General features: G+C 67.6%; 19 protein-coding genes and 1 pseudogene. 8 read left to right on the top strand and 12 right to left on the bottom strand.

Annotated elements, in window-relative coordinates:
* Positions 1-124: 124 nt before the first annotated feature.
* Positions 125-1,231 (bottom strand): winged helix DNA-binding domain-containing protein, encoded by a 1,107-nt coding sequence (locus tag ACZ6KY_RS07800; protein WP_469309430.1) that lies wholly within the window; start codon positions 1,229-1,231, stop codon positions 125-127.
* A 146-nt stretch (positions 1,232-1,377) separates the two neighbouring features.
* Between ACZ6KY_RS07800 and ACZ6KY_RS07795 the strand changes: the two genes are divergently transcribed.
* A complete protein-coding gene (locus tag ACZ6KY_RS07795) occupies positions 1,378-2,610 on the top strand; it encodes a magnesium and cobalt transport protein CorA (RefSeq protein ID WP_469309429.1) in 1,233 nt (410 codons plus the stop codon).
* Positions 2,611-2,644: 34 nt separating this feature from the next.
* Here the strand turns inward: ACZ6KY_RS07795 and ACZ6KY_RS07790 are convergent, their stop codons facing one another.
* Entirely contained in the window at positions 2,645-2,896 is a 252-nt protein-coding gene (locus ACZ6KY_RS07790) for a hypothetical protein (RefSeq protein WP_469309832.1), read from the bottom strand.
* Here ACZ6KY_RS07790 and ACZ6KY_RS07785 point away from each other — a divergent pair.
* Positions 2,783-3,175, top strand: coding sequence for a transposase (locus ACZ6KY_RS07785; RefSeq protein ID WP_469309428.1), 393 nt, complete (start codon positions 2,783-2,785; stop codon positions 3,173-3,175). The two genes, ACZ6KY_RS07790 and ACZ6KY_RS07785, sit on opposite strands and share 114 nt — an antisense overlap.
* A 220-nt stretch (positions 3,176-3,395) precedes the next feature.
* Here ACZ6KY_RS07785 and ACZ6KY_RS07780 read toward each other — a convergent pair whose 3' ends face one another.
* From ACZ6KY_RS07780 to ACZ6KY_RS07745, 8 genes are all read right to left on the bottom strand, one after another.
* A complete protein-coding gene (locus ACZ6KY_RS07780) occupies positions 3,396-4,010 on the bottom strand; it encodes a hypothetical protein (RefSeq protein WP_469309427.1) in 615 nt (204 codons plus the stop codon).
* A complete protein-coding gene (locus ACZ6KY_RS07775) occupies positions 4,007-4,594 on the bottom strand; it encodes an RNA polymerase sigma factor (protein WP_469309426.1) in 588 nt (195 codons plus the stop codon). The genes ACZ6KY_RS07780 and ACZ6KY_RS07775 overlap by 4 nt, the downstream gene beginning before the upstream one ends.
* A gap of 856 nt (positions 4,595-5,450) precedes the next feature.
* A complete protein-coding gene (locus tag ACZ6KY_RS07770) occupies positions 5,451-5,603 on the bottom strand; it encodes a hypothetical protein (protein ID WP_469309425.1) in 153 nt (50 codons plus the stop codon).
* A gap of 454 nt (positions 5,604-6,057) precedes the next feature.
* Positions 6,058-6,666, bottom strand: coding sequence for a peptidase inhibitor family I36 protein (locus ACZ6KY_RS07765; protein ID WP_469309424.1), 609 nt, complete (start codon positions 6,664-6,666; stop codon positions 6,058-6,060).
* A 71-nt stretch (positions 6,667-6,737) separates the two neighbouring features.
* Complete coding sequence (locus ACZ6KY_RS07760; protein ID WP_469309423.1) at positions 6,738-7,175, bottom strand: hypothetical protein; 438 nt, start codon at positions 7,173-7,175, stop codon at positions 6,738-6,740.
* Entirely contained in the window at positions 7,168-7,695 is a 528-nt protein-coding gene (locus ACZ6KY_RS07755) for a hypothetical protein (RefSeq protein WP_469309422.1), read from the bottom strand. The genes ACZ6KY_RS07760 and ACZ6KY_RS07755 overlap by 8 nt, the downstream gene beginning before the upstream one ends.
* Before the next feature lie 412 nt (positions 7,696-8,107).
* Positions 8,108-8,494, bottom strand: coding sequence for a hypothetical protein (locus ACZ6KY_RS07750; RefSeq protein ID WP_469309421.1), 387 nt, complete (start codon positions 8,492-8,494; stop codon positions 8,108-8,110).
* 17 nt (positions 8,495-8,511) lie between these two features.
* Positions 8,512-9,732 carry a glycoside hydrolase domain-containing protein gene (locus tag ACZ6KY_RS07745; RefSeq protein ID WP_469309420.1) on the bottom strand — a complete coding sequence of 407 codons (1,221 nt, stop codon included), beginning with the start codon at positions 9,730-9,732 and terminating at the stop codon, positions 8,512-8,514.
* A 448-nt stretch (positions 9,733-10,180) separates the two neighbouring features.
* Here ACZ6KY_RS07745 and ACZ6KY_RS07740 point away from each other — a divergent pair, with 448 nt between their 5' ends.
* From ACZ6KY_RS07740 to ACZ6KY_RS07720, 5 genes and pseudogenes are all read left to right on the top strand, one after another.
* Positions 10,181-11,137 (top strand): hypothetical protein, encoded by a 957-nt coding sequence (locus tag ACZ6KY_RS07740; RefSeq protein ID WP_469309419.1) that lies wholly within the window; start codon positions 10,181-10,183, stop codon positions 11,135-11,137.
* A 113-nt stretch (positions 11,138-11,250) separates the two neighbouring features.
* Positions 11,251-11,517: pseudogene (locus ACZ6KY_RS07735) on the top strand (transposase); the annotation flags it as partial.
* A gap of 422 nt (positions 11,518-11,939) precedes the next feature.
* Positions 11,940-16,046 (top strand): SGNH/GDSL hydrolase family protein, encoded by a 4,107-nt coding sequence (locus ACZ6KY_RS07730; protein ID WP_469309418.1) that lies wholly within the window; start codon positions 11,940-11,942, stop codon positions 16,044-16,046.
* A gap of 67 nt (positions 16,047-16,113) precedes the next feature.
* Positions 16,114-16,590 carry a hypothetical protein gene (locus ACZ6KY_RS07725; RefSeq protein WP_469309417.1) on the top strand — a complete coding sequence of 159 codons (477 nt, stop codon included), beginning with the start codon at positions 16,114-16,116 and terminating at the stop codon, positions 16,588-16,590.
* Positions 16,591-16,662: 72 nt separating this feature from the next.
* The gene (locus ACZ6KY_RS07720) at positions 16,663-17,148 is read left to right on the top strand and encodes a DUF6234 family protein (RefSeq protein ID WP_469309416.1); all 486 of its coding nucleotides are present in this window, start codon (positions 16,663-16,665) and stop codon (positions 17,146-17,148) included.
* A gap of 217 nt (positions 17,149-17,365) precedes the next feature.
* Here the strand turns inward: ACZ6KY_RS07720 and ACZ6KY_RS07715 are convergent, their stop codons facing one another.
* Positions 17,366-19,348, bottom strand: coding sequence for an APC family permease (locus ACZ6KY_RS07715; RefSeq protein ID WP_469309795.1), 1,983 nt, complete (start codon positions 19,346-19,348; stop codon positions 17,366-17,368).
* 369 nt (positions 19,349-19,717) lie between these two features.
* Here ACZ6KY_RS07715 and ACZ6KY_RS07710 point away from each other — a divergent pair, with 369 nt between their 5' ends.
* The gene (locus ACZ6KY_RS07710; RefSeq protein WP_469309415.1) at positions 19,718-20,149 is read left to right on the top strand and encodes a DUF2267 domain-containing protein; all 432 of its coding nucleotides are present in this window, start codon (positions 19,718-19,720) and stop codon (positions 20,147-20,149) included.
* Between the two features lie 231 nt (positions 20,150-20,380).
* Here ACZ6KY_RS07710 and ACZ6KY_RS07705 read toward each other — a convergent pair whose 3' ends face one another.
* The gene (locus tag ACZ6KY_RS07705) at positions 20,381-20,719 is read right to left on the bottom strand and encodes a MerR family transcriptional regulator (RefSeq protein WP_469309414.1); all 339 of its coding nucleotides are present in this window, start codon (positions 20,717-20,719) and stop codon (positions 20,381-20,383) included.
* Positions 20,720-20,872 lie beyond the last annotated feature (153 nt).

Here is a 20,872-nt window from a genome sequence, read left to right as displayed (position 1 = left end):
GAGGACACCCCCCTCCACCCCCCCCCCCCCCCCCCCCTCTCCCCCCCCCCCCCCCCCCCCCCCTCTTCCCCCCCCCCCCCCACCCCCCCCCCCCCCCCCGCGACAAGGCCTCAGGACCGCGGCTTCAGGGCCGTGCGACCGCGCCGAACCGGACGTCGTACCCCTCCCCCTCGTGCATCGCCGCGAGCATCCGCTCCCCCTCCGCGGCGACCTCGTCCCGCTGCGCCTTCGTGAGTCCGCCGAAGGGCTCGACGACGAGCGCGCCCTCCTCCAGCTTCCACAGGCCGGACAGGAATCCGTCGACGAGCAGGGTGCGGTAGGCCTGGTTGCCCTGCCAGGTGCGCCCCTTGAGGTCGGCGGGGACGACCCGGGAGCGGTCCGCGTGGGACAGCAGCAGATTGTCGAACTCGGGCAGGAAACGGGGCGGGGCAGGGGTGTCAGCGTCGGGCCGGGACGCGTCGGGAAGGTCGAAGAGCTCCACACCGTTCTCGTCACGGAACGTCGTCAGGCCGGGCCGGAGCCGCTCGAAGACCTCGCGGAGCCGGGTCAGGCCGGCCCAGGTCTGCATGTCCTTGACCGAGGCGGGCCCGAAGGCGGCGAGATAGCGCAGCACGATCGCGTCGGGCGCCGGGGCGGGCTCGGCGGCGCGGCCCAGCCAGTGCTCGGCGGTGGTGAGGGCGACCTGGCCGCTGCGGCCCCACAGACCGCGCGGGGTGACCTGGACGAGCGGCAGGGTGCAGCGGGCCGCGATGGACAGGGCGAACGGGTCGGCGTCCGGCCACTCGGCGAGCAGCGCCTCGCGCAGCTCCTTCATGGTGCGCGGCTCGGCCTCCACCAGCTCACGGCTGATGACGGCGAGCCGGTCCAGGTCCACGCCGGTGAGCCCCTTGCGGAACTGGCCCAGCTCGCGGTCGCGCGCGGCCTGCACCAGCGGACGCAGGGTGAGGGCGTCCTCGGCGGTGTGCGTGTGGATGGTGGAGCGCATGGTGACGATCCGGACGGCCTCGCGTGCGCCCATGGCGGCCGACAGCCGCTCGGGCCGGAAGCCGTCCAGCCGGGCGGCGAGCGCGTAGTACGGCGGCTTCACGTTCTGTGCCTGGAGACCGAGAAGGTGCTCGACGGCGGCCGTCACGGACAGCGGGGAACGGCGCAGCAGGAGCTGACGGTCGAGGGTCGCGCGGTTGAGGGCGCGGGTGCCGAGCACGGGGGCCGTCGCGGTCGTCTTCGTCATGCCCGGCACGCTAGCGCCGCTTGCGGACACCTCCTGTCCGCAACTCTCACCCGATCCCGATGCCGCCGACCACTCACGGACCCTTTGCCCCGTATATCCTGCTCGGTGATCACACAGACGTACGTTCGACCCTGGAGGCAGCCGCGATGTCCGAGCGACGCGACCGCCAAGCCTCGAAGAAGCGGAAGAGCACGAACGACACGGACGGCTCCGCGGAGACGAGGAGCTCCGGAGAATCGCGGGGCGCCGGGGCTTCGCGGAAGCCTCTGTGGCGGCGCGCCCTGACTCCGCCGTCCGCACCGCCCCCGCAGCCTCCGGCGCCGCACGACTCCCCTCCGGCGCCCGAGCCCGCCGAGGTCGCGAGCGTCGTCCAGTCCGCGCTGTACCGCGACGGCGTGCGGGTGTCGACGCCCGCGTCGCTGGCCGACACCTTCCGTGAACTGCGCGAGCAGCCGGACGGCATGGCGTGGATCGGCCTGGCCCGTCCGACGGAGGCCGAACTCCACTCGCTGGCGGCCGAGTTCGACCTGCATCCGCTGGCCGTCGAGGACGCGATGGAGGCGCATCAGCGTCCGAAGCTGGAGCGTTACGGCGAGACGCTCTTCGTCGTGCTGAGCGCCGCCCGCTATCTGGACGCGGTCGAGGAGGTCGACTTCGGCGAGCTGCACGTGTTCGTGGGACCGGACTTCGTGATCACGGTCCGGCACGGCGCGGCACCGGACCTCTCGGCGGTGCGCCGCCGCATGGAGGGCAGCCCGGAGTTGCTGAGACTCGGACCTGAGGCGGTCCTGTACGCGATCCTCGACTCCGTCGTCGACGGGTACGCCCCGGTGGTCACCGGCGTCCAGAACGACATCGACGAGATCGAGACCGAGGTCTTCCGCGGCGACCCCGCGGTGTCCCGCCGTATCTACGAACTCTCCCGCGAGATGGTCGAGTTCCAGCGCGCCACCCGCCCGCTGGTCGGCATGCTGCACAGTCTGATGGCCGGCTTCGCCAAGTACCGCACGGACGAGGAACTCCAGCGCTACCTCCGCGACGTCGCCGACCACGTCACCCACACCAGCGAACGCGTCGACGGTTTCCGCCAGGCCCTCACCGACATCCTGACCGTCAACGCGACGCTGGTCACCCAGCAACAGAACGCCGAGATGCGGGCGTTGGCGGAGGCGGGCTTCGAACAGAACGAGGAGATCAAGAAGATCTCCAGCTGGGCGGCGATCCTGTTCGCTCCCACACTCGTAGGAACTATCTACGGCATGAACTTCGAGAACATGCCGGAGCTGGGCTGGCGCTTCGGATACCCCTTCGCGATCGGCTTGATGGGCGTGGTTTGCGCCAGTCTGTACGTGATTTTCAAGCGGAGAGACTGGCTCTAGTGCTGCTCCGCGCAAGTTGGTGGAGGAGTGTTGATCAGGGCGTCGGGTCGCCGAGGCAGGAGCCGCGCGCACAGTCCAAGGCGTCTTCCGGTGAGCCGACGGGCAGCCCGGTGGGCAGGAGGTTGTCCTCGTACTTGCCGTTGCTGGCGAGGTAGAGGGCGAAGCCCCAGGTGTGCAGGACGCCGGCGAGGTCCTCACCGAGATCATCGCCCGCAACGACGCGGTGACCTTCACCGCCTTCCTCGACCAGCTCGACGCCGTCATCGCCCCAGATCAGGGTATCCATGTCGTGCTCGACAACGAGTCCTCCCACACCGCCAAGCACACCAGGAAGTGGCTGGCCGACCACCCGCGCTGGCACGTGCTCTGGACCCCTCCGCCCCCCTCCTGGCTCAGGCAAGTGGAGCTATTCTTCTCCACCCTGGCCCGCAGAGTCCTCCGGCATGGCGACTTCTCCAGCCGCGACGACCTCATCGACAAGCTGGAGAGCTACGTGATCAACCACAACAGCGCTGCCAAGCCGTACAAGTGGACCTACGACGGCACCCCACTCACGACGGCCTGACCGGTCCGAACACCCCTCCACGAACTTCCGCGGAGCAGCACCAGACAGGCAGGTCCGAAGTTGGGTCGAGCACAAAGGGTCTGGCACGCCCCCGGTTCCACCTGCACTTCACGCCGGCCGGCTCATCCCGGCTGAACCTGGTCGAGCGGTGGCTCGCGGGCTCCGCCACCCGGAGCGCCCCGGATCGCCATCGAATGTCAACTGGCGTAAACCGTCGGTCTCAACCGCCTGCCACGGGCCTGGAGCCGATGGCTGCGCAGGCCGCCTCCTTTGTGGGGTAGCCGTCCGCCGGGTAGATCACCGGCCCGCCGAGTTCCCCATGGCCGTCGGTGGCGGAGGACTCGCCGCTGTCGGGCTGGGCGTTGGGGAAAAAGCAGGCCGCGAACCGGGTCGGCTTGGGAGTCTGTGGCGTCGTGCCCCGTATGGGCCGGTTCCACATCCGGTCCCAGGCCGCCGCGCAGGAACGAGCCGCGTCCTGCGGATCGAAATCCTTCATGGCTTTGAGCGGCAGCTGGCTCAGGTCCGCCTCGGGCGACAGCGTGCGAGCGCACATGACGTTGCGCCCGTCCTCGCCCCATGGCCCGAATGTGGCTACGGCGGCCGTGGTGGCACCCCCGAGGAGGACGGCCGTGACCGCACCCACCATGAACAGGTGCCGGCGCCTCCCGGAACCGGCCGTGCCACGCGGCTGCCCGGTACGTCGCAGGACCTCCCGCAGGACGGCCTGGCCGTCTTCGGACGCCGCCCAGCCGTCGGTGCCGTCGCCGGTGGGGCGCAGGGCACGGACGGCGTCGAGGTCGGACGCCTGGCTGCGCTTGGTGACGGTCTGCTTCATGCTGACTCCCGTTGGGTGAAGTGGGCCTGGGCAAGAGCGCCATGGACCGGCTGTGCATGGCCTGCAGGGGGCAGCGCCGCCCTGAACCTTTTGCGTGCCCGGTGCAGGCGCACAGCGAAGGCAGTGGCCGTGCAGCCCATGACCACGGCCGCCTGCTTGGCCGTCAGTCCGTACCAGGCACTCAGCACGAGTACCTCCCGGTCCTGTTCGGAAAGCGCCGACAGCGCAGCGGCCACCTCGACCCGCGTGCCTATCGCGTCCCCGATCTCCGCGGCCCCCGTCCGGTCGGCCATCACCGCCAAGCGCTCGGTCAGCGCACGGTGCCGCTGGTCGGACCGCACGCGGTTGGCAAGCAGCCGCCGGGCCGAGGCGAGCAGCCACGGCAGGGCATCGTCGGGTACGGACCCGGACTTGCGCCAGGCCAGCACGAAGGTCTCCGACAGGATGTCCTGTGCTGTCTCCCGGTCCGTACGGTGCAGCAGATACGCCAGGACCCGATCAGCATGAGCCGTATAGAGAGCCTCCAGGGCCCGGTGTCCGGCCGGGTCACCGTACTCCCCGGCGGTTGTTCGTCGTCGTCTCACAGCACCTCCATGTTCCGCCCGTCAACGGCTGTCAATCGGGAGATGTACGGCCGGGCCGGATCTCTTACAGCCCCTGGCGGATTCAGGCTCGGGCCATATCGGCAGGCGTGACACGGAGCACGAGCCTGCCGTGAGTACACACCCCGCGCGAGTCGCCCCTGCGCGATCACCACCTGCTCCAGAGGAAAGGGCTCACCAGGCTCGCCCACCACCTCACCACCCACGGCCCGGCTCTTGAGATGCCCGCCGGGCCCCTGCCCCACAGATAGGGGAAAACCTCTGTTCGCGTTCTCTGCCGCGGTGACGGCGAGCAAGCGGGTGCCCTGACCCTGTCCGGAAAGGAGAACCCAAGCCGACATGGCCGATTCCGGCTCATGTTGCAACCCGCGGTACTCGGTCCACCGACCGGCACCAGTCACAGAGGGTCACAGATCAGCCGTTCTGGCACAGCTTCTCAACTTAGCTCAACGTGTGTTTCCTTTCCGGTAGCGGCGGTAGGTGAGGACCGCCAGCGTCACCAGGCAGCCGGCCAGGGCGGTCATGCAGATGAACAGGAGTGGATTGACCCAGCCGCTCACGAGTTCCTTCTGCTCGCCGTTGTCCCAGTAGCAGGTCGCGTGCAGGGGAAAGGCGCCGTCCTCGTAGCGGTCGAAGCGCGCGATGGGGGTCCGGTCGAAGTGGTCGGGGCACGCATGCGAGGAGAAGGCGAAGGACCGCTGCGCCCAGCCGAGCAGGTAGCAGAGGGTTCCGGTGGCGACGGATGCCTTGACCAGGCCGGGGAGCCATCGGTCCCTGCGGAAGCGTACGAAGGCCAGGCCGAAGCGGATGAAGAGAACTGCCAGGATCCAGGAACCCGTCAGGTCGAACCGCCGGCGAACAGTTTGGCGTGATGGGGCTTCATCGCCACCTGGCTGGGGGCCTCCAGTCCGGCGCGAGCGATCAGCGTGTCGGCGAAGCCGAGGCAGTAGTTCTTCAGTCTGTCCTCGGGAAGCAGGCGGGAAAGGATCATGGCGGCTCCTCCCGACCGCGCTCGCCGGTCTGCTCGTCAGCGCGCGGCCCGCATCGGCGACGCTCCCGGCCCCGTACGGCCCTTGCCCGGGTCGATGCCGGGGCCGCTCGTGCCGCCCCGTCCTGACGGGCTGTCAGTGCGTCCAAGGGCGGCACGGGTGATGCTCGCCGCTACTGATGGACCTTCCCCTGCCGCAAGAAGACCACAGACCGTTCGATCAGGGTTCGACGAAGGTCACGGCAGGATCGTTGCAGTTCGGCGACCAGCGGCGGGAGCTGTGGTCTGCGGATGCTTCGCCCGCGTCTGGGACACCGCTGCGCGTACCGCGATCACCTCATCCGGTTCGGCTCGGCCCTGTATCCGGCTCCGGTTCGAAGGGGGCTTGGGACGTCGCCCCCGGTGGCGTGCCTGCGCACAGGAAGCGTCACCTCTTTGCGAACGTCTGCGGTGCCTCTCATGCACGCTTGACTTCGAACACGTCGACCTTGTCGTTCCAGTCGCCGCCACCGGGGTAGTCCATGTTCTTGAAGTTCGACCAGCCGTGCGGAGGCTCGAGATCTCGCTGCCGGTCGTGCAGCAGACCTGAACGTGAGTCCCAGATCGTCGCGAGTCCGTAGTTGAGCGGCCAACGGGCGACCCAGTAGTAGACCGAGCTGAGCTTGTCCCGGAATCCGTAGTCACCGAGATTCTTCTTGCCGCTGCTGGAGAACTGCAGACGCCTGCCCTTGTAGTTCGCGTCCTGATACAGGCACCAGTAGTCGGACGCGCAGTTGTCGCGCGGGTCCGAAGCAGCATGGAGTTTCGAGGCCTTGAGGGTGTCCTCACGGACTTTCGCAGGAAGATCCGGATCTGCCAGGGATTCTGCGTTCGTGTCGTAGCAATGGACTTCGCCGTCGGGAAGTTCGGTGCAGATGTTGGCGCCTTCCCATGACGAGGAGAGGTCGATCTTCTGTCCCCGGTAGTCGGCGATCACCGGCTTCACCGGTTCCGTCGGCCCTTCTTCGACCGGGGCCGGGGTTGTGGTGACCGACGGTTCCGGGACGGGTTCGTCGGCGTGCGCCAACGGCCCGGTGCCGAGGAGGAGGGCACCCGCAGAGACGGTGCAGAGGAGGGCGGAAGCAAGGGATTTGGATATCAAGGGTTGTTCTCCAATGTGGTGTCGTAGTGGTGCAATATGGCCCCGCCGGGGCCGTAAACAGTGAGGACGTAGCCCTGCTGGAGGTTGACGCCTGTTCCGGTCAGGAAAGACGTCAACGTCTTGTCGAATGCGTCGAATTCGCTTCCGTAGCCGGACTTCTTACGGGTCCACACGGTGAGGGTCGGCACACCGGCCCGGTTCTTCACGTACTTGAGGCCGTACACGTCCCGGTATCCGCCGGCGCTTCGGTAGCGTGCCGCCAGGTCGCTGTCACTCCTGGCCAAAGACGCGCCGACCGTCGGCTGACCGCCCGCGGCGGCCGAATCGCTCTTCGGTGAGGTCTCCGTGCTGCATCCCGAGAGCAGGACGGCGGCAATCAGCAGGAACGCAGGCAGGGTTCTCTTCCCGGTCTCCGCATGCGACGGGTCAGCCATGGACAAGAGGTGAGCCTTGCAGGTCCTTGGTGATGGCAGCCTTGCCGTCGCCCTCGATGTCGTAGACGACCGTCGAATCCGCCGACCACCACACCTCACCGTCGTAAACCGTGGACGGGGCCAGGCAGTTGTTGACCGGCTCGTCAAGGGACCAGGTGTAGTTGTCGTTGACGAGTCGGGTCAGATCGCACGTCTTGGTCGTGGCGACGTGGTCCTCGCTTGTCTTGGTGAGACGCTCTTCCAGCCTTGTCGTGATCTGGAAGCTGGTGAACCGCTTGGACAGGTCGATGGCTTGATCGTCAAGGATCTGCCAGTTCGCCGTCGACTTGCCCGAAATCAGCCCGTCCTTCAGCCTGACGGTGTTCTGCACGTAGTAGGTCGTCGCGGGTTTCTGACCGGGAAAGACAACATCGAGCTGGGAACGGGAGAACTGGTCCGTGGCGGATGCCGGGGCCGCCAGCAGCATGCAAGAAGCCACGGCCGCGCCGATCGATCCGACAGACGTGAGCAGGTGACGCATCAGCACTTCCTTTGTTGGTGAACAGGCAGGATCAAAAGGCCCCCGCCGCCGGGACCTGGACCGTCCAAGCAGCGGTGTTTGCCCAAGACGCGGGCCGGGACGGATGTCTTGGGGTGAGGTGGCACGAAGGACACCACATTCGTCGGCGGAGCAACGGAAGCCGGGCTTTGTGGGCTTCCGGCGGTTGCCTGGGCACACCGGCTCTTGCGCGCAGACCGAACGGTCCGCGCATCCTGGTCGGGTCCCGTCATGCCGCCGCGGCCCGCGGGCTCCGAAAACGGGCCCGGCAGGATCGAAGTCAGGGTCTACGTCGTGGCAGGAGCGGGCGCAGTCGGCCCCACAGGATTCTGGGGAAGCCCGGCGGGGCCGGGGGTCAGAGCGCGAGTCTTCACTTGTCGGGCGGGTACGGAAGTCAGGCTTGGCGGCGAGCCGGCCGTTGTGCGGCCCGGCGTCTGTCCGGCTGGAGGGGGTCGGCGGACGCCCCGGCGCCCTTGCCCGGGGTGGCGGCCCATGTACGGAGCTTGTCCGCGACCCTGGTGAGGTGGCCGCCTTCGGGCGCGGTGTCTATGTGGAACAGGGCTTCGTCAGGCCATTTGTCGTCACCGCCCCAGCGGACGACACCTTCCAGGTCGGCGAGGATGTCACGGACGATCACGAGTTGGTCGGAGAAGAAGCCGCCCCGCTGTCCGGAAGGGTAGAAGCCTGGACGGATCTGGACTGCCGTCCCCGAGGCGAGGTTGGACTCGGCCAGCTCGTTCCGGATCGTTCCGGGGTGGTGCCAGCCCGACGACGTCGCCACGGCGCAGTGGGTCGATCTCATAGTGGAACCGCTGGACGCGATGGACGAGAACGGTTTCGATGTCCCCCATACGGACCTGGACTCCGTCGAGAGACCTCGTCGTCGACGGCGTCGAAGTCGACGGCGAAGTAGATACGGGTCCCTCGCTTGAAGCCGTGGCGGTCGGCGTGCGTCACAGCGGGAATGGCATCGGCCGTGCCCTTCGGCGCGCCGAACGAATCCTTTCCCCGCCCATAGGTCTGATGGATGGGAAAGCAGCGCAGCCCGATGTCCGCGATGGTCTTCAGCTCGCCGGGCTGGATCTCCTTTTCCTTCGTGTCGCCGGCCGGAACAGCCACCGGGTTGTAGCGGCCCACATACTTGACGCCCTCCGCCTTGAGCGCCGCCGCACGCGCCGGAGTGATCTTGGTGACGCAGTCGCAGTCCTCGCCCTTACGGGACTGGTTGCCGAAGGAGACCAACAGCGAGGCCCACGTGGAGAAGTCGCCCGCTCCGGTGACCGGCAGTTTCACGAACGTCTGGAACTCGCGCACCGCGTCGGCCAGGCCGGCGGTGAAACTCCCCTGGAAATCCACACCGTAACGCCTGTTGAAGATCATGGCCGCAGTGAACAAGAGGACCCAGGTGCCCCTCCCACCGACCGTGATCGTGTGCCTCTTCAGGCCTTCCTGAGTGCCGGAGCCGAAGTTCCCGTTGGCCGTACCGTCGGCGATGCCCATCTCGTACTGCACGGCGTAGATCATGGCCTCGGCCACATCGGGCGAGTAGATCCCGTCACACGGGACGACGAAGAAGTCCTGCCGGTTGACGTAGCGTCCGTTGAGCCACTGCTGAATGCTCCGGACGGAGTAGGAGCCGTTGCCGACACCGACATAGGCGTCCATGTTCAGCAGACCCTCGAACGCCTTCGGCACGAGATCGCTGCCCCGGTAGACCTGGTCCACGCCCACGCGCTGCTTGAGCAGTGAAATCGAAGAAGCGACCCGGTCACTGAACTTGCCGTCGATGCCGCCGCCGTCATAGCCCTTGCAGTACAGGGCAGACTGAACGATGCGTATGAAGTCCGTCGACGGCGCAGTGGAAGCGGTGACAACCGGATGCTTCCCCTGCAGGGCGCGAGTGAGGGGATACATCGCATTCCAACCGGTCTGCCCGTCCTCCTCGACGGTCATGCCGATGCGGCTGCCATAAGTCGCGTTGACGAATTTCTGCGCCTGTAACACCATCTCGTCGGCCATCGGCACCCCTCCGCTTCGGGCAGGGGAAACCACACGAAGAGGCAAGCGGCTCCCCCATGGTCCGCGCCAATACCCCCCTCTTTTCGAACGGCTGGTCAGACGTGTTCGAGGCGAGCGGGACCACTGTAGGCAGGCGATAACCGTGAGACGCAAGAGAAAACCGACAGATCGCCCCTCTCCTGTGGCGCGAAAGCGACACATCGACCGGTCGGCTGACATCACGATCCTGTTGTGGTCACGGAGAATCCCCCGTGAAGAGCAAGGGTCGCCCGGGCGTCGCCTCGCATCAAATCGGCCGAAAGTAGGCCCCCTTGGACCTCGGCCCCACTCCCGGGAGTCTGGTCGTGCCGCCACTCGAGACTCTTATCGTGTCTTGCACGACGAGGTGGCCGACTGCCACGGCGGCGGTTGATTCACTTCGCTCTGGTGCGAATCGGGGGAGGACAGGATGGGTACTGCGCTGGTCGAACCGGCAGCCGTGAAACGGCCGCGGTATGTGAAGCGTGCGGCACAGGCTGCCGGAGTCGGGCTCGCCTCGGTGGTCGTCTCCACACTCGCAACGTGGCTGGTCCTGGACTCCAGAACCTGCCGGAACGCGCCGGACTACGGCTGCCTCGGCTTCGTCGTCCTGTGGTCCTACGTCTTACCTTTCCTGAACTTCCTCCTCGCCTGGCCGGCTCTGCGCCTCCTCAGAATCCGGCCGTCCTGGTTCACCGCGCTGATCGGCACCGGCATCGGCTGGTACCTGGTCCGGAACATCAAAGCTATCCAGTGGTTCCCCGGCGGCACGCAGTACGTCCAACCCGCCTTGTGCGTGGCGGCGTTCGCCCTCGCGGCCTGGATCACCCAGTCCCACAGGCCATTTTGGCCGCGAGCAGCCGTGGGCCTCGCCCTGGTCCTGCTGATGCCACTCGACTCGCTCGCCACCACACAGCATGTCCGGAGCAGGCAGGACAGCGAGCTGGCCCAGGCACGTATTCCCCTACTCGGGCCGCAACTGCCCGCGGGGTACCGCCTGAACGGCGTCGGCACCAACGGATCGACAGCCGAAGACGAGGCCACCTTCTACTACCGGATCTCACCCGACAACCTGAGTGGCGCGGACACCATGGACGAACTCAAACAAGAGATCCAGGTGACCGTCGGCCCCCTACAGCAGGGTTTCACCCCGCCCTCTCACTGTGCCGCGCTCACCAGCGTCTACCCCGTGCCGTCACCCGCCTGTACCCCGGTTGCTCCCGGAGTGTGGCGATGGTCGAAGTACGACTACGTCGAGTACTTCACCCGGGTCGGAAACACCGTCGCAGTCCTCCAAGCCCGCACCCCTCCAGCGAGCGACACCGTTCTCGGAAAGCTCGCCGGCACCATGCGAGTGCGCACGCCGTCGTACTTCACCGGCGGCTGAAGTGCCTCCCGTACCTGGCAGCCGCAGGTAACGACCGTGCGGATATCGTCTTCCGGACTTGGGGCTAACTGATCGTTGCAAAATGAGGTCGCGGTACCGGCTGGTGATCTGCCTTCGACACCGAGATCCGGCGCGTCGTCTGCACGACGAACGCGATCGAGTCGGTGAACGTGCGGATCCGGCGAGCGGTCAAGGCCCGCGGACACTTCCCCGACGAGCAGGCCGCCATGAAGTGCGTCTACATGGCGATCATGTCGCTCGACCTCACCGGCAAGGGCCAGGCCCGCTGGACCATGCGCTGGACCCATCGCCGCGATCGCCCGCCCGACACCTACCGGGCCGTCGGCAGCCTTGTCTCCGACCACACCGCCATAACCTAAGAACGACCCTGAGCAGGGCAAACACACCTCACTCCCTATTACGCACCAACTCGTCAATGCCCACCGAAACCATGTCCGGCGACAATTTTCGGCCGACTCGAAGTCGCGTGGGTCATGTCACATATGAGTCTGCTGTGAAGATCGCGAATGACACTTATCGTCATGCACTGATACGTTCCGAGTGACCACGGAACCGAACACAGGTTCCCAATGCGCGCTTTCAATGGGGGGAATGCCGCGCTATGTCTCGTCACGTTCCGCGTGTCACCTTGCCGCCACGGCGCGCAGTCGCGCCCGAGGCCGGCGTGGCCGGTGACCACGCAACCGCTCGATCCGCGTGACCGCCGCGCTCCCTCCTTCGCCGACGGCACCGTTCGTTTTATCGCAGTTGGAAAGCGCAACTCCGCAGAAGGAGAATCCACTTGAGACGCAACACCGTGCTTAGACGTGTGCACTTACCGGTGACGGCAATCCTCACCCTGGCCCTGTCCTCCGGTGTCGCCACGACACAGGCATACGCTGCGGCCGGCCCGCAGGGAAAGGCCGAGGGCTGGTCGGCGCCGGCCGCCCAGGACCCGGGGACCAAGACCGGCGACCGGCCCGCCGCCGTCCCGGCCGACCGACGCGCGGACGTCCTCGGCAAGGACTACGGGAAGTCGTCCGACCGTGCCTTCACCACCTCCGGTGACGGAACCGGCTTCCACGTCCTCGTCGCGGACGAGAAGCAGGGATACGCCTGGAAGACGGCGGCGACCTTGTCCGAGCCCGGCTTCGACACCGACACCTGGATCGGCAACGCCTGCCTGACCGAGTCCGGAAAGTACGCGGCCGTCGCTTACGCGCCCCGCACCTTCACCAACAAACCCGAGCTGATGACGCGCGGAGCGTTCACCGCCATCGTCGACCTGGCCCACGGTCAGGTCACGAAGTTGCCCTTCCAGGCCACGCTGGGCTACTTCTCCCCGGGCTGCGGCCAGGGTGAGAAAGCGGTGTTCACGGCACTGACCGACGACGGGTCGGCGAAGAACGAGACCCGGCTGGTCACGGTCGACGCGAAGAGCGGGAAGGCCGGCACGAAGCAGACGGTCACCGGGCAGGTGACCTCGGCCGTGCCCACCGACCAGGGCATCGTCGCTTCCGCCGGTAACCACATCGTGAGCGTCAAGGACGGCATAGCCCGCGACATCGCCACCACGAAGGCCACGCCGTTCCAGCTCAAGGCCGACTCCGACGGCGGCGTCACGTTCATCGACCCGGCTCCCAAGCCGTCGAAGGCGCTCGACGCCGCGGCGGCGCAGAACACCGCCACGGTCTCGCGCGTCAGCGCCGGGCAGATCAAGAAGGCCGACGGCCGAAGCCGGCCCGCCGGGCTCGCGCAGGGCAAGCTCGACGAGTTCGACCTCACGGCCACGCCCTCGGGCAAGGTGTACGTGACCGGCGACGCCGTCTCCACCCCGCGCGCCGCGGACAACGGGCTGAACAACCCCGGCGGCATCGACAAGGACGCCCGTGTCTCCAGCCGGGGCCAGGCCGTGGTCACCGCCCGCTGGGCGGACGGCAAGGACTCCCGGATACGCCCGCAGGAGGCGCTGGAAACCCGTACCGTCCGTACCACGGTGAAGGCCCTGGACACTCGCGAGACCGTCGTCCTGGACGCCTACCCCGGCTCCGGGAACATCGGCGGGCAGCGCGCGGTGACGCAGGGAACGCAGACGAGCCCGGTCCTGCTCGCGCAGCGCGCGAGGACCCCGGTCGGCCCCATGGTGGCGGCCAACGACCCGGTCGAAGACGACCGTTACTGCTCGGTCGCGCGCAACGACCCCAAGAAGCAGGCGTTCCAGCCCACCCCCCGCCAGGTCGAGTGGGCGGTCGACCAGACCATCGTCGGCAAGCTCAACAAGGGCGCGACGCGGTCGGCGAACTGGAAGAACACCGGCATGGCGGCCTACGCCCCGCAGACGCTCTTCCCGCTGACGCCGCTCGCGGGCGGGTCCGGTGAGGACTGGCACGTGCCGGCGCAGGTGATGCTCGGCATCACGGCGCAGGAGTCGAACATGTGGCAGGCCGCCCGGCTGGCGGTGCCCGGTGTCACGGCCAACTCTCTGATCGGCAACTTCTACGGAGTCAAGTTCGCCGCCAACGGCCAGCAGCAGGACCCGTGGGCGATCGACTTCGCCAAGGCCGACTGCGGTTACGGCATCGCGCAGGTCACCGACGGCATGCGGATGCACGGCAAGGAGAAAGAGGGCGAGCAGCCCAAGACCACGGTGCAGCAGGAAGCTGTCGCGCTCGACTACGCCGCGAACATCGCGGCGGGTGTCAACGTACTCATCGGGAAGTGGAACGACACCCGGAAGGACGGCCTGACCGTCAACGAGGGCCATCCGAAGTACATCGAGAACTGGTTCTATGCGCTGTGGGCGTACAACGCGGGGTACTACCCCAAGTCCTCCCCCCAGAACGGCAAGTGGGGCGTCGGCTGGACGAACAATCCGGCCAACCCGCTGTGGAAGGAGAACCGGACTCCCTTCCTGGAGGCGGCGGACGGCAAGGACGACTACAGCCACGCCGCACACCCGCAGGACTGGCCGTACGAGGAGAAGGTGATCGGCTGGGCCGCCCGTCCGATCTCCGCCATGTTCAAGCCGGGTGACATGCAGGCGGGCTACCGCGCCGCGTGGTGGAACTCCAACGACGCCCGCACCTCCGCCAAGCCGCCCATCTTCACCTTCTGCGGCCCGCAGAACGACTGCGTGCCCTCGAAGATCAGCGAAGGCGCCTCCAACGACGACGGCAAGGGTCCGTGCGCTCTGCCAGGTGACCCCCACAGCGACAACCCGCTGTACCTCAAGTGCTGGTGGAACCAGCCGGTCAACTGGAAGAACTGCACCACCGAGGCCCGGTGCGGCAATCCGGTCCACCGGTTCGACGACACCTATCCCGAGCAGCCCGACGAGAACCCCTACCCCCCGCGCTGCAACACCGGCCTGCCGTCCGGATCCCTGATCGTGGACGACCTGCCCAACGGCACTGTTCCCGCAGGCAGTTCGGGGCGTACCTGCACGGTGAGCTCGAACGGCTCCTTCCAGTTCACCTTCGCCGGCGCGAACAACAAGTACCCCTCCAAGATGGACCTGCACCAGATCGGCGCGGGCAACAACAACCACTTCTGGGTGGGGCACACCCGCTGGCTGGCTACCGCTGACGGCAAGCGGTTGAACGTCTCCGGCAAGTGGACGCTGAGCAGCAGCCAGCGCGGCTGGATGCGCGTCTTCGTGCACATGCCCGACCACGGCGCCCACACCCGGCAGGCCGCCTACAAGGTGGGCGGCACCGACTCGCTCTCACCCGTCCGCGTGCACCCGCAGCGGATCCGGCAGAACAAGTGGGTCGACCTGGGCGTGTTCAACTTCACCGGCACGCCGACGGTGACCCTCGACACCGACACCGACGACGGCACCGGGGACGAGGACATCGCCTGGGACTCGGTGGCCTTCCAGCCGCTGTCGGCCAAACCGAAGGACTTTGTCGTCGCCATGGGCGACTCGTACTCCTCCGGCGAAGGCGCCTCCGAGGGCAACCGGGACTACTACCCGGAGACCGACTACCTGGACAAGCAGGAGGACAAGACCCGCGACGCCTGCCACCGCTCCACCCAGGCATGGTCGCGCCAGGCGACGCTCCCGGGCCGGTCGGCGTCGATCGGAACCCTGGCCGACAACTACGGCAGCGCCATGGACTACCACCTGATCGCCTGCTCCGGCGCCCGCACCTACCACATGCTGCACAACGGCATCGTGCAGGGCAACGGCGGCGAGAAGCCGCAGATCGACAAGGGCTACCTGGACCAGAACACCACCCTGGTCACCCTCTCCATCGGCGGCAACGACGCCCGCTTCTCCGCCATCATCCAGAAGTGCCTGGTTGCGATGAACGGCGGCAACTGCAAGGACAAGACCTTCGAGGACGGCGACACCGACAACCAACTGGCCGGCCGGGACCGCAAGTTCATCGGCCAGCCCCTCGAACAAGCCGTGGCCGGCATCATCGACGAGATCGTCCGGCCGGACATCACCAAGGTCCTGGCGGAGATCCACGAAAGGGCCCCCAATGCGAAAATCGTACTGATGGGATACCCGCCGCTGATCGAGAACCGGGGCGAGTGCCTGAGCATCACGGTGCCCGGAGTCGGCCAGATCGGCTTGTCCGCGTCCTCCTCCGACTGGCTCAACAGTGTGGCCGACACGCTCTCGGCCGCCATGCAGCAGTCAGTGAACGCCACCAAGGCCGCGGGCGCCCAGGCATGGTTCTCGAACCCGAAGCAGAACTTCGCGGGCAAGGCGGTCTGTGGTGACCCCGAGTCCGTCCACGGCATCGTCAAGACGCTGGTGGACTCGGACCAGCCGAAATCGGACTACCCGATCCTCGAGAACTACGGCCTGTCCGCCCAGTCGTTCCACCCGAAGATCGGTGGCGCCCGTCTGTACGCCGACTCCCTGGAGCGCACCTTCACCGACATGGGCCTGTAACCCCGCCGTCCCTCAGGGGCCCCGCTCTCCGCGGGGCCCCACCCGGCCGGAACGGACATACCTCACCATGAGGAAACTTCTGTCCACCGCCGCCGGTGGAGCCACCGTCCTCGCACTCGTCGCCCTGGCCGCCGCGCCGGCCTCGGCGGGCACCTCCGACTTTCAGTTCGACGTGATCTTCCCCGGCGACAAGCCGCAGACCATGTACAACGTCCAGAACACCGCCACACACTCCGGCAGCATGACCGGCAAGTCGGTCATGAGCCGGCAGATCATCGACGACCAGGTGGTCGACAACTCCAAACGGTTCACCGGCTTCAAGATCACCAAACGGATCAAGGAGCGCCTGGCCGAGACCGCCGAGGGCTACGTCGTCACGTCGAAGACGTGCGACCTGACCAAACTCGCCAACGACAACTACTCATGGTTCCTGGTGGAGCCCGCGAACACGTGCACCGCACCGTCCGTGCTCTACGACGGCGAAGGCGACGACAAGGGCGCCGTCACCCAGGAAACCCTCGGCTCGCCCCTGATCCACGGCTGAGGTCCCCACAACACCGGGTCCTGAGTACCGGTACTCAGGACCCGGTCCTGCCATCGAGGGAAACTTGTGCCCATGAACGACCCCGCCTCCCCGAAGCCTTCCGGCCTGCCACAGTTCCGCGGCGAGAACGTGCCGCCCCCACGGACCGGACGCCGGTGGCTGCCCCTTGCCGGAGACATCGCACTGGCCGTCGGGCTGCTCGTCCTCGACGGCATCGCGGCCGTCGCGACCTTCCTTCTCAGCATCGACTACAGCGGCTGGCAGCCGTTCGACCCCGGTGCGGACAACTCCGACATCTCCCTTACCCCCAACTGGCTCCACGTAGGCATCTCCGGCATCGTCATGGTGCTGAGCGCAGTGCTGCTCTACCGACTCCGCGCCGTCGTCAGCACCTGCCTGCAGGTACTCGTCGGCGTCGCCGTCCTGACCGTCGCCATCGGCGGCGCGCAGATCGACGAGCACCGCAGCGCCCGGGCCGACGCGTCCGTGTCAGCCCCTACTCGCACCACACCACCGATCGCCCCAGCCGTCCGACCCCAGGCACGGCGCAACCGGTGAACCGGCACAGCAGGTTGCCGTGCCCATCCGTTTCGTGGGTTGTGGAGAGTAGCCGCCGTCTACGCGGCGGTGGCAACGGCGGCGGGGTGGCCGAGCACATGCCCTCCCGGCACCGTCATCTGCCGGCCCGCTCACCATCAACAGCGGGCTGACGCTCCCCGACGCGAAAGCGGGAACCGGTCCGGTCAGCCCGCATCACGAAGTTACGGCCGAGAGCTCAGCCGCCGACATGGATGCCGGGGCGGCGGTCGGGGTCGGGTTCGTTGCTGCGGATGATTTCGCGGGTGACGGGAGCGGTGTCGCCGCGGCCCAGGAGGAAGTAACGGAACATGTGCCGCAGGGGACTTCCTTCGGCCCACGCGAAGTAGCAGTGCGGCTGGACCCCGGTGGCGTTGCGCAGGGCGAGAAGGATCGCCGCGATGGCGTTCGGAGCGGCCGGGGCCTCGGCACGCAGGATTCGGTAACCGTCCACCTCGACGCCCTGGACGCTGAGGGTTTCGCTGAAGTCGGACGGATCGACCACGTCGATTTCCAGGAACAGCACGTCGGCCGGGCCGGGCACGGGGTTGGTGCCGCGCTGCTCCCGCTCCTTGTAGGCGTACTCGGCGCTGTCGCCGGCCTGTCGTCGGTTGGCGATGAGGTTGATGGCGTTGTCGTGCGCGAGGGTGTCCGTGATGAACCGGCGGGCTTCGTCGTCGAACACGATCCGGTCGGCGCGCAGTTCAGTGGTGCGCGAGACCCGGGAGATCAGCGACACGGCGATGATGCCGGCGATGAACATGCCGGAGATGGCGATGCCGTCGGGCTTGTCGACGATGTTGGCCATCAGCGCGTAGAACAGGACGGCGGTGAGGAGCGCGAATCCCGTACCGGCCACGCGGCGGCGACTGCGGACGACCGAAACCGTGACGGCGAACGCTCCGGAGACCATCATGGCCAGGATGCCGGTGGCGTAGGCGCCGGCCTGGGCGTTGACATCGGCACCGAACGCGATGGTGATGATGATGCAGAGAGCGGTGTAGACGATCACGACGGGGCGTACCGCACGTCCCCATTCCGGGGCCATGCCGTAGTCGGGCAGATATCTGGGCACGATGTTGATCAGGCCTGCCATCGCGGACGCGCCCGCGAACCACAGGATCAGTATGGTGCTGATGTCGTAGGCGGTGCCGAACGCTTCGCCGACCTTCTCGTGCGCCAGCCAGGCCAGCGCCCGGCCGTTCGCCTGGCCGCCGGGCTCGAACTCCTTGTGCGGGATGAGGACGGTGGTCACGAAACTCGCGGCCAGCAGATAGACGCTCATGACGAGCGCGGCGGTGGTCAACAGCCGCCGGGTGTTGCGGATCCGTGACTGCTTCTGCTGCTCGGGATCGCTGCCCTTCGCGGATATGAGAGGCATCATGCTCACGCCCGTCTCGAAACCGGAAAGACCCAGCACCAGCAAGGGGAACGCCAGGAGCGCGGGCCCTGCCAGGCCTCCGGGACCGCCTCCGCCGTCACCGAGGGCGTCCGTCCACGCCGAAAAGGCGCCCGGCGTGGTGAAGACGTCCACCAGACCGACGCCGATGACAGCCGCGTTGAGCGCCAGGAAGGCTACGACCAAGGGGATGGCCACCTTGACCGCTTCGCTGAACCCGAGCAGGAACACTCCGCCGAGCACCACCAGCAGCGCCACGGTGAGAGCGACCTCGTGACCGTGCAGCGCGTGCGGGAAGTAGGGGTTTTCCACCACGTGCACGGAAGCGTCCGCCGTTGACAGCGTGATCGTGATGATCCACGAAGTGGCGACGAAACCGAGCAGGACCAGGACGAACAGCTTGCCCCGCCAGAACGGCAGCAGATCCTCCAGCATCGCCACCGATCCTGCTCCGTTGGGGCTCTCACGAGTCACCCGCCGGTACATCGGCAGCATCCCCACCAGGGTCAGCGCCACGATCAACAGCGTCGCCAGGGGCGAGACCGCTCCTGCCGCGAGGGCTGCGATCGCGGGGACGTAGGCCAGACTGGAGAAGTAGTCGACCCCTGTCAGGCACATCACCTTCCACCAGGCGTGCTGCTCGGTGTGTCCCTCTCCCGCCACTGGTCCGATCGGTTGCACCCGGTGATGCAGCAGCCAGAGCGCAAAGCGTCCGGTCGGCTGGGCCCGTAGAGCGGGACTTTCCACCTCTGCCGGTATGACCGGTTCGTTCGCGACCTTCATGTCCCCCATCAGCCCTTCCAGTTCGTGCCCTCGGTGCACCCGTCCCCGTTCACGGCACGGACAGGCGAGCAACGAGTATGCGGCCCACCGGAGGTGTCACGACCACCGGGGCGGCGTTGCCGGCCGTGGTGATGGCGCCCTTGTTCCCCGTACCCAGCTCGCTACCCGCCCGGTCGGGTAGTGCCGGCAACGACGGAAACAGCGTGATGGCCGAAGAGTTGGGCGCAGGGAGGCATGTCAACGATGGCTGGCGGGTGATCGCCGCCAGAGGGCGCAGTCCGTCAAGGGCGCCGAGGACGTCTCGCTTTCGACCTGCCGGGCATCGACCCCGACGCGCTCGACGTCGACGTCTAGCGGCACCTGCTCACCGTGAGGGCGGAGCGACGCCCCCTGCCGAGGTCCGAGAGCGCCCAGACGGAAAGGAAAGCCGACGCGCCTCATGACCCTTCTCCCCCCACCCGTCAACACGCGCAAGACGTCGTACGACGTGTCCTTGAGGCCCTCGGCCGCCGGCTGACGGGCGACGAACGCGTGGAACTCGCCGCCCGCCTGCCCCAGGAAGCGGCCGGTCACCTCGCCTCGCGGATCCTCACCAGCGGGCCACCGACCGGGTGGGGCTTCGTAAAGGACCTCGCCGAACGGACCGGTGGCACTCTGGCGACGACCCGCTGGGACACCGGACCGGTCCTCGGCGTCGTGGCCCGCCTCGCCGGAGACGACCTCATCGCCCGGATCATCGGACAGCTCCCCGACGGCTACGCCCTGCTGTTCGGACGGGCCCAGCTCGTCCGGGCCGCCTGACGCCCAGGCCGGACACCGACAACGTCACGGACGAGCACGAGCATGCCTGCACGCGGTGCTCCACCCGTACGGCAGTCGGCTCCGGCGAGAGTGGCTCTCCGTACGTTGGGCCGCTCGCTCCCGGCCTCAAGCGCCGCAGAAGACGAACCCGCCCGGGACGCTTTGCGTTCCGGGCAGTCTGCGTGGGCGGCAGCCGCGACGCTCCTGGGGAAGTTTTAGGTCTCAGCCGTCTCAGGCCGCGGCCGTCGGGTTCGCTGATTCGGCGGCGCGGCGGTATGCGGCGTTGATGCGCTGGGCTTCTTCCAGCTGGTCTTCGAGGATGACGATGCGGCAGGCGGCCTCGATGGGGGTGCCGCGGTCGACGAGTTCCCGGGCGCGAGCGGCGATGCGCAGCTGGTAGCGGGAGTAGCGGCGGTGTCCGCCCGCTGAGCGCAGCGGGGTGATGAGGCGGGCCTCGCCGATGGCGCGGAGGAAGCCCTGGGTGGTGCCGAGCATCTCGGCGGCCCGCCCCATGGTGTAGGCGGGGTAGTCGTCGTCATCGAGTCGGCCGTACGAGTCGTCTGCCGTCATTGCACCTCTCTGTTGAACGCGTGGAGGGGGGGGGGGGGGGGGGGGGGGGGGGGGGGGGGGGGGGGGGGGGGAGGGGCAGGGGCGGCTACAGCGCCGAGTCCGCCGAACGGGTCGGCGACCGTGTCGAGGTCACGCTCTCCGACGGCCGGGTCA

The sequence above is a fragment of the Streptomyces sp. NPDC042002 genome (assembly GCF_055588305.1).
This window is presented reverse-complemented; position numbering and strand designations above follow the sequence as displayed.